11 protein-coding genes are annotated in these 13,259 nt (G+C 60.4%); 3 read left to right on the top strand and 8 right to left on the bottom strand.

The annotated features are described in order from the left end of the window. Positions 1-67: 67 nt before the first annotated feature. Together B9A19_RS08555 and B9A19_RS08550 are read left to right on the top strand one after the other, a co-directional pair. Positions 68-373 (top strand): DUF2917 domain-containing protein, encoded by a 306-nt coding sequence (locus tag B9A19_RS08555; RefSeq protein ID WP_176216853.1) that lies wholly within the window; start codon positions 68-70, stop codon positions 371-373. A 131-nt stretch (positions 374-504) separates the two neighbouring features. Continuing rightward, entirely contained in the window at positions 505-795 is a 291-nt protein-coding gene (locus B9A19_RS08550; RefSeq protein WP_084090364.1) for a hypothetical protein, read from the top strand. Positions 796-821: 26 nt separating this feature from the next. Here the strand turns inward: B9A19_RS08550 and B9A19_RS08545 are convergent, their stop codons facing one another. From B9A19_RS08545 to B9A19_RS08520, 6 genes are all read right to left on the bottom strand, one after another. Further along, entirely contained in the window at positions 822-2,318 is a 1,497-nt protein-coding gene (locus B9A19_RS08545) for an aminotransferase-like domain-containing protein (protein ID WP_084090363.1), read from the bottom strand. Positions 2,319-2,433: 115 nt separating this feature from the next. After that, on the bottom strand, positions 2,434-2,775 hold the full coding sequence (gene ftsB, locus B9A19_RS08540; RefSeq protein ID WP_084090362.1) for a cell division protein FtsB: 342 nt from the start codon (positions 2,773-2,775) through the stop codon (positions 2,434-2,436). Between the two features lie 77 nt (positions 2,776-2,852). Continuing rightward, entirely contained in the window at positions 2,853-4,148 is a 1,296-nt protein-coding gene (eno, locus tag B9A19_RS08535) for a phosphopyruvate hydratase (RefSeq protein WP_084090361.1), read from the bottom strand. A gap of 67 nt (positions 4,149-4,215) precedes the next feature. Beyond that, entirely contained in the window at positions 4,216-5,067 is an 852-nt protein-coding gene (gene kdsA, locus B9A19_RS08530; protein ID WP_084090360.1) for a 3-deoxy-8-phosphooctulonate synthase, read from the bottom strand. Positions 5,068-5,118: 51 nt separating this feature from the next. After that, positions 5,119-6,771 (bottom strand): CTP synthase, encoded by a 1,653-nt coding sequence (pyrG, locus tag B9A19_RS08525; RefSeq protein WP_084090359.1) that lies wholly within the window; start codon positions 6,769-6,771, stop codon positions 5,119-5,121. A gap of 92 nt (positions 6,772-6,863) precedes the next feature. Next, the gene (locus tag B9A19_RS08520; protein WP_084090358.1) at positions 6,864-7,751 is read right to left on the bottom strand and encodes an SDR family NAD(P)-dependent oxidoreductase; all 888 of its coding nucleotides are present in this window, start codon (positions 7,749-7,751) and stop codon (positions 6,864-6,866) included. Positions 7,752-7,890: 139 nt separating this feature from the next. Between B9A19_RS08520 and phbB the strand changes: the two genes are divergently transcribed. Further along, a complete protein-coding gene (gene phbB / locus B9A19_RS08515; RefSeq protein ID WP_084090357.1) occupies positions 7,891-8,625 on the top strand; it encodes an acetoacetyl-CoA reductase in 735 nt (244 codons plus the stop codon). A gap of 72 nt (positions 8,626-8,697) precedes the next feature. Here the strand turns inward: phbB and B9A19_RS08510 are convergent, their stop codons facing one another. Together B9A19_RS08510 and B9A19_RS08505 are read right to left on the bottom strand one after the other, a co-directional pair. Further along, complete coding sequence (locus B9A19_RS08510; protein ID WP_084090398.1) at positions 8,698-10,095, bottom strand: efflux transporter outer membrane subunit; 1,398 nt, start codon at positions 10,093-10,095, stop codon at positions 8,698-8,700. A gap of 10 nt (positions 10,096-10,105) precedes the next feature. Next, positions 10,106-13,252, bottom strand: coding sequence for an efflux RND transporter permease subunit (locus B9A19_RS08505; RefSeq protein ID WP_281249550.1), 3,147 nt, complete (start codon positions 13,250-13,252; stop codon positions 10,106-10,108). Positions 13,253-13,259: the final 7 nt, after the last annotated feature.

The raw sequence follows: 13,259 nt of genomic DNA, 5'->3' as shown, positions 1-13,259 counted from the left end.
TGCCTCTGCCTCGCGGCATGGCCGCAGCATATCCTGAATGCATTCCCCCACCGTTCAGGAGTCTGCCATGCCGCTACTTGCCCCCGATGAATTGCTGAGTCTGGACAATATTCGCGGCTGCTGGATTCACTGCGAACGCGGTTTGATCTGGATGACTGCCGATGGTAAAGACATCGTGCTGCGCAGCGGCGAATCCTGTCAGATCACCACCAGTCAGCGCGTGGTCGTACAGGCGGTCAGCATCGCGCGCTTCAGCGTGCTGGAGCAGCCGGTAATCCGGCCCGTGGCGCAGCCGGCCAAGGCTGCACGCCGGGTGCGCAGCTGCCCCCGCCCGTTCCTGCTTTCCGTCCGTCTGGAGACCACATCCGGTTGAGCGCTTTGTAAGGTGAAACTCGCCGGGCTGGCTATAGTCAGATCAAGACACCCTTCAAATTCGGTAATACCGTTTGAGCGGGTCTGCATACCTTTGCCCTAGCCCGGCACCCTCTTGAAAGGAGGTGCACCATGTTCCGTCCTTTCTGCAGTGCGCTCGCCATTGCTGCCTGCCTGATCACCACGCCCGCCCATGCCGAACTGATCGACGATCTGGCCGCCCTCAAAGGGGCGCTGGATTCGCTGTGCGGCAGCCGCTTCGACGTCATCATGCTTGATGAATCCGAACAGCTCCCCCCTTGCATGATGTCGTATTCGCAGCACTGCGAAGAGATGCAGTACCAGGGGCCGGCCAGCTGCGAGGTCGTCATGCGCCTTGCGCCGAGCGATGACGACGCAATGATGAGCGTTTCCACGTACTGACCCGGCAACCTGCCCGGACGACATGCTCAGGCGGCCTCTCCTGCCGGCAGCACGCTTGCCGCGCCATCTGCAGCACGTTGCGCAAGCAGTTGCTGGCAAAGCTCGCCCAGCCGCTGGATCGCCCGCTCATGACGGGTTGTCCACGGCTCCACCGCACAGATGCGCATGCAGTTCTGATAGCTGTGGCTGGGCGAAAACAGCTCGCCATAGGCAAAACTGATCCCTTCCGGCATGGCCAGATTGAGCAATTCGCGCGTATTGATGGCCTCCGGTAACTCGATCCACAGCGCAAAGCCCCCCTGTGGCACATTAAGGCGCGTATCGGCCGGGAAATAGCGCCGGATGGCTGCTACGGCACCATCCACCTGCTCTGCCACAATGCGGCGCAGCCGGCGCAGGTGGTGATCATAACCACCGTTCTCCAGAAAGCGTGCGATGGTTTGCTGGAACGCCAGCGGCGTCGAATAGGTGTTGATGAACTTCAGCTTTTCGATCTCGCGCCGCCAGCGACCGCCAGCCACCCAGCCGATGCGCATGCCCGGTGCCAGCACCTTGGTAAACGACGAACAGAGCATCACGTTATCGGTGGTATCAAAGGCCTTGGCCGGGCGCGGCCGGTTGCCGCTGCGATAGAACTCGCCGTAAATGTCATCCTCGATCAACGGGATATTGCGGCTGGCCAGCAATTCGACCAGACGTTTCTTGTTCTCGTCCGGCATCAGGCTGCCCAGCGGATTGGAGAAGTTGGGAATCAGCAGGCAGGCCTTGACCTCGCCATTGCGCGTGGCCAGCTCCAGCGCTTCAATCGAGATGCCGGTTTGCGGGTGGGTCGGGATTTCCAGCGCCTTGAGCTGGAAGCTCTCCAGGATCTGCAGCAGGCCGAAATAGGTGGGTGATTCAATCGCCACCACGTCACCCGGCTGTGTGACCGCCCGCAGGCAGAGGTTGAGCGCCTCGATGCAGCCATTGGTAATCAGCACGTCCTCGGCCTCGAAGTGCCCGCCCCAGGCCAGCGCCCGGCGCGCGATATGCCGGCGCAGCTCCAGATCGCCGGCCGGCTTGCCGTAGTCGGCCAGCATGCGCGGCTGATAGCGCGTGGTTTGTGCCAGCAGGCGCTGCAGGGGCTGGGTGGGAAATACCTCGGGCGAAAGCACGGCAAAGCCGAAGTCCACCTTGATCTTGTGCAGGTCATGCGCGTGATAGGGCCACAGCTCGGCCGGTGTGACCACGTTGCGTGGCACCGATGGTGGCTGGGTCAGCGCAGGGCAGACAAAAGCGCTGGCCGCCTCGCACACATAGAAACCGCTTTGCGGGCGTGCTTCGATCACGCCACGGTCTTCCAGCTCGCGATAGGCTTCCATCACCGTCGACAGGCTGACCTGGCGCTGCGTGGACAATTTTCGGATGGAGGGCAGCTTTTCGCCACGCTTGAGCAGGCCGCTGGCAATGGCCTGAGCCAGTTCTTCCGCCAACTGGAAGTACAGGGTATCGGCCTTGCGGCGCGGGTGCGAAAAGTCGGTCATGACACGGCGCTCCTGACGGTATCGTCAGACTATAGCGGCGCGCACAAAAGGGTAACAGTTAGGGATAACAGCAGGTGTTTTGATGATGAATGGCCCACACCAGCAGCACAGTTTGCTAGCGGGCTGCGGAAGCTGCCAGTGGTGCCGATGCCAGTGCAACGCTGCTGGCGGCAGAGGCCAGCTTGCGCGAATCGAGCACCTGAAAGAACACCTCATCCGGGCGGATCATGCCCAGTTCGTTGCGCGCACGCTCCTCAATCGCATCGGTGCCGGTCTTGAGGTCCAGCACTTCGGCCTCCAGTGCGCCGTTGCGTTCCCTGAGCTTGCCATTCTGCGTCTTGCGCACCGCCAGTTCCTGGTCCAGCTGCCAGACACGCAGCCAGCTGCCCTTGCCTATCCACAAGGGCCATTGCAGCAGGGCAATCATCAGGGCGAGAACGATAGCAAGAATGCGCATGAGATGAATCGTAATGAAAAAAGCCGGAACCCGCAGGCCCCGGCTTTGGATGTTACTACAGCTTGTGCTGCTACCGATTATTTCTTGACCTGGTAGAAAGCTTCGATGCCCGGATAGTAGGCAGCATCGCCCAGTTCCTCTTCGATACGCAGGATCTGGTTGTACTTGGCGATACGGTCCGAGCGGCTCAGCGAGCCGGTCTTGATCTGCATGCAGTTGGTGGCCACGGCCAGATCGGCAATGGTGCTGTCTTCGGTTTCGCCCGAGCGGTGGCTCATCACCGAGGTGTAGCCATGGCGCTTGGCCAGATCAACGGCGGCCAGGGTTTCGGTCAGCGAACCGATCTGGTTGACCTTGATCAGGATCGAGTTGCAGATGCCGCGCTTGATGCCTTCGGCGAGGATCTTGGTATTGGTCACGAACAGGTCGTCACCCACCAGCTGCACGCGGTCGCCCAGACGCTCGGTCAGCAGCTTCCAGCCGTCCCAGTCGCGCTCGCCCATGCCGTCTTCGATCGAGATGATCGGGTACTTGTTGGCCAGGCTTTCCAGGTAATCGACTTGCTGGGCGCTGGTCAGCTCGCGCTTGTCGCTCTTCTTGTACACGTACTTGCCGGTGGCCTTGTCGAAGAACTCGGAAGCGGCACAGTCAAGAGCGATCAGGATTTGTTCGCCAGCCTTGTAGCCAGCCTTTTCCACCGCTTGCAGCAGCAGGTCCAGTGCTTCTTCGGCATTGGCCACGTCCGGCGCGAAACCACCTTCGTCGCCCACTTGGGTCGGCAGGTGCTTGTCGTGCAGAATTTTCTTCAGTGCATGGAAGATTTCCGCGCCATAGCGCAGTGCTTCACGGAAAGTCGGCGCGCCAACCGGCACGATCATCAGTTCCTGGAAATCCAGGCTGTTGGATGCGTGCTCGCCACCGTTGATCACGTTCATCATCGGTACCGGCAGGGCCATCGGGCCCGAACCGCCAACGTAGCGGTACAGCGGCAGGCCGGCTTCTTCAGCAGCAGCCTTGGCAACGGCCAGCGACACGGCGAGGATGGCGTTGGCGCCCAGCTTGCTCTTGTCTTCGGTGCCGTCCAGATCCAGCATGGTCTTGTCGATGAAAGCTTGCTCGGCAGCGTCCAGACCGATGATGGCTTCAACGATTTCGGTGTTGATGTTCTCGACGGCCTTCAGCACGCCCTTGCCCAGGTAACGGCTCTTGTCGCCATCACGCAGTTCCAGCGCTTCGCGCTCGCCGGTGGATGCGCCCGACGGCACAGCCGCGCGGCCCATCACGCCCGATTCCAGCAATACATCGGCTTCAACGGTCGGGTTGCCGCGCGAATCCAGGATCTCGCGGGCGATCACATCAACAATAGCGCTCATTGGTCTTTCCTCTTTGGGATAGTGAAACGTGAACGTGCAAACCGGCTACCACGGTAGCCGGCTCAGATTACAAAGTGTGTTCGATGAAGCTGCCGGCCTTGACCGCACGGTCGATGGCTTGCAGCGTCACCAGCAATTCTTTCATCCTGCCCAGTGGCCACGCATTGGGGCCGTCCGACTTGGCGCAGGCCGGGTCCGGGTGCGTTTCGGCAAACACGCCCGCCACACCTGCGGCAATCGCAGCACGCGCCAGTACCGGTACGAATTCGCGCTGGCCGCCCGATTTGTCGCCCTGCCCGCCCGGCAACTGCACCGAGTGGGTGGCATCAAACACCACCGGGCAACCGGTTTCGCGCATGATGGCCAGCGAGCGCATGTCGGACACCAGATTGTTGTAGCCAAAGCTGGCACCACGCTCGCAGGCCATGAAGGCATCGTCGTTCAGGCCGGCTTCACGGGCGGCTTCGCGCGCCTTGTCGATGACGTTCTTCATGTCGCCAGGGGCAAGGAACTGGCCCTTCTTGATGTTCACCGGTTTGCCCGACTGGGCGCAAGCGCGGATGAAATCGGTCTGGCGGCACAAAAAGGCTGGCGTCTGCAGCACATCCACCACTTCCGAAACCGGCTTGATTTGCTCGATTTCGTGGATGTCGGTCAATACCGGCACGCCGATCTGTTCTTTCACCTTGGCAAGGATGCGCAAGCCTTCGTCCATGCCATAGCCACGGAACGATTTGCCCGACGAGCGATTGGCCTTGTCGAAACTCGACTTGAAAATGAAGTTGATGCCCAGCTCGGTGGTGATTTCCTTCAACTGGCCGGCCACATCGATGGAGAATTGCTCACCTTCGATGATGCACGGGCCGGCGATCAGGAAAAACGGCCGATCCAGACCAACGTCAAATCCACACAGCTTCATAGATGTTACTCCGTCAGGCGGTCGCCGGCCTTGACCGGCGACAAAGCGCGATTAACAGCTCAGGCCTTCACGGCCGTGTTCCTTGGCGTAGGCAATGGCTGCCTCGATGTAGGACTTGAACAGCGGATGGCCGTCGCGCGGGGTCGAGGTGAACTCCGGGTGGAACTGGCAGGCAAAGAACCAGCGATGCTTCGGCAGCTCGATGGTTTCCACCAGCTGCTCGGCACCAGCCGACTTGCCACTGATCGTCAGACCGGCTTCCAGCAGGCGCGGCAGGTAGTGATTGTTCACTTCGTAGCGGTGACGATGGCGCTCGGTAATACCGGTGGCGCCATAGATGCGTGCCGCAAGGCTGCCGGCTTCCAGGTTGCACTGTTGTGCGCCCAGGCGCATGGTGCCGCCCATATTGGAATTGGCATCGCGTTTTTCGATCTTGCCGTCGTGGTTGACCCACTCGTCAATCAACGCCACCACCGGGTAATCGGTATCAAGGTCGAATTCGGTCGAGTTGGCGCCCTTCAGGCCGGCCACATCGCGTGCGTATTCGATCAGCGCGATCTGCATGCCCAGACAGATGCCCAGGTAAGGAATATTGTTCTCGCGTGCATATTTAACCGCACGGATCTTGCCTTCCACGCCGCGCTTGCCGAAGCCGCCCGGTACCAGGATGGCATCCATGCCTTCGATGCTGCTGGTGCCTTCGGTTTCCAGCGCTTCCGAATCGATGTAGTGAATCTTCACATCGCTGCCGGTATGCACGCCTGCGTGCTTGAGTGCTTCGATCAGCGATTTGTACGATTCGGTCAGGTCGACATACTTGCCCACCATGGCGACATTGACGGTCTGGCTCGGGTTGTCGATCGCATCAACGATCTTGTCCCATACGCTGAGGTCTGTCGGCGGCAGATCAAGCTGCAGTTGCTTGGCGATGATGTCATCAATGCCCTGCTCGGACAGCACGCGCGGAATCTTGTAAATGCTGTCCATGTCCGGGCAGGACACGACGGCCTTCTCGCTCACGTTGGTGAACAGCGCGATCTTGCGGCGCTCGTCGTCCGGCACCATGCGGTCGGCGCGGCAGATCAGCACGTCCGGCTGGATGCCGATTTCGCGCAGTTCCTTCACGCTGTGCTGGGTCGGCTTGGTCTTGATCTCGCCGGCAGCCGCGATATAGGGCACGTAGGACAGGTGCACGAAACAGGTATTGTCGCGCCCCAGCGTCACACCCATCTGGCGGATGGCCTCAAGGAATGGCAGCGATTCGATGTCGCCCACCGTACCGCCGATTTCGATCACCGCCAGATCGGCATCGCAGGAGCCGAGGCCGATGAAGTGGCGGATTTCGTCGGTGATGTGCGGAATGACCTGCACTGTCTTGCCGAGGTAATCACCGCGACGTTCTTTCTTGATGACGGATTCGTAGATCTGGCCGGTGGTGAAGTTGTTGCTCTTCTTCATCTTGGCTTTGATGAAGCGTTCGTAGTGGCCCAGATCCAGGTCGGTTTCAGCGCCGTCCTCGGTGACGAAGACTTCACCGTGTTGCATCGGGCTCATGGTGCCCGGGTCCACGTTGATGTACGGATCGAGCTTCATCATGGTGACCTTGAGGCCACGTGATTCGAGGATGGCCGCAAGTGACGCGGCGGCGATGCCTTTACCCAGAGAGGAGACAACGCCGCCGGTAACGAAGATGTACTTGGTCATGGCAATGTGGAGCAATTTGAATCCCGCATTCTACCCGAGCCCAGCCCCGTCCTCAATTCTGGACAAGCATGCGTGAATATGCGTGAGGCAGCTTAAGCGCGCCTGCGGCCATAGGCGACACCCGGTTCGTCACCGCTGGCGGCCAGCAACATGCGGTCGAGCAGGCATGTGGGCAGCAAGCGCTTCAGATACCAGAATGCGCGAGCAGGCAGCGTCACGCGATAACGTGCCGCCGGACGGCGGGCCTGCAGCGCCTTGCGCACCGCCACCAGCACGGCATCGGGCGAGAGCGTGAATGGCGATGCAGGGCCTTCCTTGGCCAGCCGTGCACGCATGGCCTGATAGGCTGGTTCGTGAAAACTGCCACTCCCGCCTACCCAGCGCTCGAACTGTATCTGCGCATTGGCGCGAAAGCGGCTGCTGATCGGGCCGGGTTCTACCAGCACCACATGCACGCCACTGCCATGCAATTCCTGGCGCAGCGTATCGGCAAAGCCTTCCAGCGCAAACTTGCTGGCGTTATAGGCACCACGATATGGCATGGCCGCAAAGCCCAGGATGGAGCTGTTGAAGATGACCCTGCCCTGCCCCTGCTTGCGCATCACCGGCAGCAGGGCATTGGTCAGCTCCATGCTGCCGAATACATTGGTTTCAAACTGATGGCGCATGGCAGCGCGGCTGAGGTCTTCCACTGCACCAGGCAGGCCGAAACCGGCGTTATTGAACAGCGCATCCAGCCGCCCGTCGGTCTGTGCCAGCAGATGGGCGACACCTGCCGCTATGCTATCCGGATCGGCGATGTCGAGTACGAAACTGTCGAACCCTTCCGCCTGCAGCGCCTCTGCATCTTCAGTATCCCGCGCGGTGGCAAATACCCGCCAGCCATCCGCCCGCAAACCATGCGCAACCGTATAACCGATCCCCGAAGAACATCCGGAAATCAGAACAATTTTGTTTGTTCCGTCAACTGCTTGTGACATTCATCCTACCTATTCGTGTTTTTGTTGACTAAAACATTTCATAACTGCAAAGTTTGCGCTTCAAAAGAGTGCCCGAAGGCGCCGAACATTGGGATTTTCCCTTATACCCAGTCTGACGAACAGAAAAGGAAGTTTTAGCATGGCAAAAGTGGCGCTGATTACTGGCGGCATGGGTGGTATCGGTACATCAATCTGCAAGGCGCTGGCCGACGCAGGCTACACCGTGGTCACGACATACTCCAAGCCGGGCAAGGAAGTTGAATGGCTGGCATCGGGCAAGGAAGCGGGTTATTCCTTCCATGCCTATCAATGCGATGTGACCGATTTTGATGAATGCGTTGCGCTGGCTGGCCGGATCACCGCCGACGTCGGCCCGGTCGATGTGCTGGTCAACAATGCAGGCATCACGCGCGATGCTTCCTTCAAAAAGCTGGACAAGGTGAACTGGGATGCGGTCATCAAGACCAACCTGGACTCCGTGTTCAATGTCACCAAACAGTTTGTTGATGGCATGACCGAGCGTGGCTGGGGTCGTGTGATCAATATCTCGTCGATCAACGGCCAGAAGGGCCAGTTCGGCCAGACCAACTACTCGGCAGCCAAGGCTGGCATGCACGGGTTCACCATGGCGCTGGCGCAGGAAGTAGCGCGCAAGGGCGTGACCGTGAACACCATCAGCCCGGGCTATATCGCCACCGACATGGTCATGGCCGTGCCGGAAGACGTGCGCAACAAGATCATTGCCGGCATTCCGGTCAACCGTCTGGGCAAGCCGGAAGAGATTGCCGCGCTGGTGGCCTATATGGCGTCTGACCTGGCCGGCTTCATGACAGGGGCCAACGTCGCCATCAACGGCGGGCAGCACACCTGCTGATCTGCAGTAGCTGAGCAAGAAAAAACCCGGCGTTTGCCGGGTTTTTTCATTCCTGCCTGCTGCGACATCCGGTCAGGAAGCGTCGGATGCCTTTTGCTCGTCGCCACCAAGCGCCTTGAACACGTCGGCGGTAACCGCCAGACGCGCACGTGATGCTTCAATCAGCGATTGTTGCGCGGCAAACAGCGAGCGCTGGGCATCCAGCACTTGCAGATAGCTTTCCACGCCGGCCTGATAACGCGCCATGGCAATCTTCAAACGATCCGACTGGCGCGCCACCACGCGGCGCTGCGCCACCAGATAGTCTTCCAAGCCCTGCTGGTCGGACAGTGCGTTGGCAACCTCACTGAACGCGGTCTGCACCGTCTTTTCATACTGGGCGACGGCAATCACCTTGCGCGCTTCGGCCACGTCCAGACTGGCCTTGTTCCGACCCCAGTCAAACAGCGGCAGCTTGATTTGCGGCAGGAAGCTCCATGCCCCGCTGCCACTGCTGAACAGCGTGCCCAGCTCATTGCTGGCCACGCCGGTACTGGCCGTCAGTGTGATCGACGGGAAGAACGCTGCACGTGCCGCACCAATGTTGGCATTGGCAGACTTCAGTGCAAACTCGGCCTGGCGAACGTCAGGGCGCAGCAGCAAGGTGCTGGAGCTGATGCCTGCCGGTACCTTGCTGGCGGCCAGCGTGTCGACCAGTGCCGCCGAGGGTGCAGGCAGAGCAACCGGCTGGCCAACCAGCAGCTGCAAGGCGTTAACGGCATTGCGGGCCTGGCGCTGCAGGCTCACCTGCTCTGCCAGTGCCGAATCAACGGCGGCCTCGGCTTGCAGCGCATCCAGCTTGCTGGTGGTGCCCACTTCATACTGACGCTTCACGACCTTGAGGCTGTCACGGTAGGCGCCAGCTGTTTTGCCGGCATAGTCTGCACGCTCGTTCAGGCTGCGTGCGCTCCAGTAGGCATTGGCCACAGCCGTAATCAGCGAGATGCGCGCCGAACGCTGGGCCTCTACGGTACCCAGATAGCTGGCCTTGGCCGATTCGGACAGATTGGCCACGCGACCCCAGAAATCCAGCTCGTAGGCGGTAATGCCGACATTTGCGCTGTAAGTGCGTGAAACCACATCATCCGGCGCACCGGCCACCTTGGCCGGCACACGGTTGGCCGACTCGGCAGCGGTTGCGTTCAGGGTGGGCAGGCGATCAGCATTGGTTACGCCATACAGGGCGCGGGCCTCCTGAATACGGGCGGTCGCAACGCGCAGGTCGCGGTTGTTGTCCAGCGCAGCCTCAATCAGGCTGCGCAGTACCGGGTCGGCAAAGTAGGACTGCCACTGCGGCAGCGATACATCCTGCGCCGCAGTCGCGTTGCCTGCCGCCACCGGTACCGGCAGAGCCGGACGCTCGTAGGTCGGGGCCAGCGAGCAAGCCGAAATGAGCGCCGCCAGCGGGAGTAAAGTCAAAACATTTCGCATGGCGTTATCCTTAACGATGGTCATCGGTGATGTTGTCGCTGACTTCCGGTGCCTTGCGAGCCTTCTCGGGGAAGATGCGCCGCACCACCACGAAAAACACCGGCACCAGGAATACCGCAAACAGCGTCGCTGCGATCATGCCCCCCACCACGCCAGTCCCGATGGCATGACGACTGGCCGCACCTGCACCACTCGATGTCACCAGCGGCGACACGCCTGCAACGAAGGCGATCGACGTCATCAGAATGGGACGGAAACGCAGACGGCAAGCTTCCAGCGTCGCCGAGATCAGATCATGGCCTGCCTGCATCTGCTCACGCGCAAATTCGATGATCAGAATCGCGTTCTTGGCCGACAAGCCGATGATGGCGATCAAGCCTACCTTGAAGTACACGTCGTCCGGCAGGCCGCGCACGGTCATTGCCAGCACCGCGCCGAATACACCCAGTGGCACCGCCAGCAACACGGCAAACGGGATGGACCAGCTCTCGTACAGCGCAGCCAGGCACAAGAACACCACCAGCAGTGACAAGGCATACAGCGCCGGTGCCTGCGAACCCGAAACACGTTCCTGATACGACTGCCCGGCCCACTCGAAACCTACGCCCGCCGGCAATTGCTTGGCAATTTCTTCCATTGCAGCCATGGCATCACCGGTACTCTTGCCCGGTGCAGCCGTACCGGAAATCTTGTACGACGGCAGCCCGTTGAAGCGGTTCAGCAGCGGTGCACCCACCACCCATTTGGCGGTTGCGATTTCCGACAGCGGCACCAGGTTGCCTGCACCATTGCGCACCTGCAGTCGCAGCAGCTGCTCCGGCGTGGAGCGCGATACGGCATCTGCCTGCATCAATACGCGCTGGATGCGGCCTTCACGCACATAGTCATTGGCATAGGCTGAGCCGAGTGCAATCGACAAGGTGTCATTCAGGTCGCTGGCGGAAATGCCAAGCTGGCTGGCCTTCACGCGGTCGATGTCCAGATAGAGCTGCGGGCCCGGTTCCTGACCTTCAGGGCGCACGCCTTGCAGCGTCTTGTTCTGGCCAGCCATGCCCAGTGTCATGTTGCGGGCGTTGTACAGCGCATCGCGACCGACACCGCCACGGTCTTGCAGGCGGAAGTCGAAGCCACCCACCGAGGCCAGTTCGGGAATCGGCGGCACGTTGAGCGCGAAGATGAAGGCTTCCTTGAGGCGGAACAGCGTCATATTGGCCTTGCCAACCAGCGAGCCTACCTGGTCTTCCGGCTTGGGACGCTCATCCCAGTCCTTCATCCGCACGAACACCAGCGCGCCAGCCTGGCCGCGACCGTTGAAGCTGTAACCAACCACACCAACGGTACGCTGGATTTGCGGCTGCGCCAGATAGAAGTCCTCTACCTGCTTGACGATTTCCAGCGAGCGCTCACGCGTGGCACCGGCCGGCAATTGCACCATGGTAATGAAATAGCCCTGGTCTTCGTCCGGCAGGAACGATGCAGGCAAGCGCGAGAACAGCAAGGCCATGATGCCAAAAATCACCGCAAAGATGATCAGGCCCAGCCAGGTGCGCTTGAGCAGGCCCTGCACGATATTGCCGTAGCCATTGGTGGTGGCAGCAAACTTGCGGTTGAACCAGCCGAAGAAGCCCTTCTGCTCGTGCAAGTCACCCTTGTGGATGGGTTTGAGCAGGGTTGCGCACAAAGCAGGTGTCAAGGTCAGTGCCATCAGCGCCGAGAACGCCATGGTCAGGACCAGCGTGACCGAGAACTGACGGTAAATCGCGCCGACCGAGCCGCTGAAGAAAGCCATCGGGATGAATACGGCCATCAGCACCAGCGTGATCGCAATGATCGCGCCGACGATCTGACCCATGGCCTTCTGCGTGGCTTCGCGCGGCGCCAGCCCTTCTTCGGACATGATGCGCTCGACGTTCTCGACCACCACGATGGCATCGTCCACCAGGATACCGATCGCCAGCACCATCGCAAACAAGGTCAAGACGTTGATCGAGTAGCCGAACAGGTAAAGCCCGAGCAGCGAGCCGGTCAGCGCAATCGGCACCACGATGGTCGGAATCAGCGTAGCGCGCAGGTTGCCCAGGAACAGATACATCACCAGGAACACCAGCACCACGGCTTCAACCAGCGTGCTCAACACTTCCTTGATCGAGATTTCAACGAACTTGGACGTGTCGTACGGAATTTCCCATGCCACAGCCTTGGGGAAATACTTCGACAGCTCGGCCATTTTTTCGTTGACCAGCTTGGCGGTTTCCACCGCGTTGCCGTCCGACGACAGTTTGACGCCGATGGCAGCAGTTTCCTTGCCGTTCAGACGGGCAGACACCGAGTAATCCGAAGCACCCAGCTCGACACGCGCGACATCCTTCAGACGTACCTGCGCACCGTTACCGCCGTCGCGCAGAATGATGTTGCCGAATTCCTCGGGTGTATTGAAGCGCCCGCGGGTCACCACCGACGCATTCAGTTCCTGCCCCGGCACGGCCGGCAACTGGCCCAGTTCGCCCGTGGCAAGCTGCACGTTCTGCGCCCGCACTGCGTTGAGCGCATCCGACGGCGTCATCTTGAAGCCGGCCAGCTTGACCGGATCAAGCCAGATCCGCATCGCGTATTCGGCACCAAACAGGTTGGCTTCGCCCACGCCCTTCACGCGGCGGATCGAATCGAGCACCTGTGCGCTGACATAGTTGCCCAGCGCGGTGCTGTCGTACGAGCCATCCGGCGAGAACAAGGTGATGAACAACAGGTAGTTGTTGCGCGCCTTGTTGACCTGAATGCCCTGGCTGCGCACTTCTGCGGGCAAACGTGTTTCCACGCGCTTGATGCGGTTTTGCGCTTCCACCGACGCAATGTCGATATTGGTGCCGGTATTGAAGGTCAGCGTGATCGTGGCGATGCCGCTGCTTTCGCTGGTCGACTCCATGTACAGGAGGTTTTCCAGCCCGTTCATTTCCTGCTCGATCAGCGCGGTGACGCTGTCTTCAAGCACTTGGGCGCTGGCGCCCGGGTATGTGGTGGTGATGGTCAGCGCGGGCGGCGCAACCTCGGGATATTGGGCCACCGGCAGTTCCCGCAAAGCGAGCAAACCTGCCAGCACGATGATTAATGCGATCACCCAGGCAAAGACCGGGCGATCCGTGAAGAAGCGAGCCAACATGCGTGTT

Source organism: Andreprevotia lacus DSM 23236, assembly GCF_900176275.1.
GTDB classification, from domain to species: domain Bacteria; phylum Pseudomonadota; class Gammaproteobacteria; order Burkholderiales; family Chitinibacteraceae; genus Andreprevotia; species Andreprevotia lacus.
This window is presented reverse-complemented; position numbering and strand designations above follow the sequence as displayed.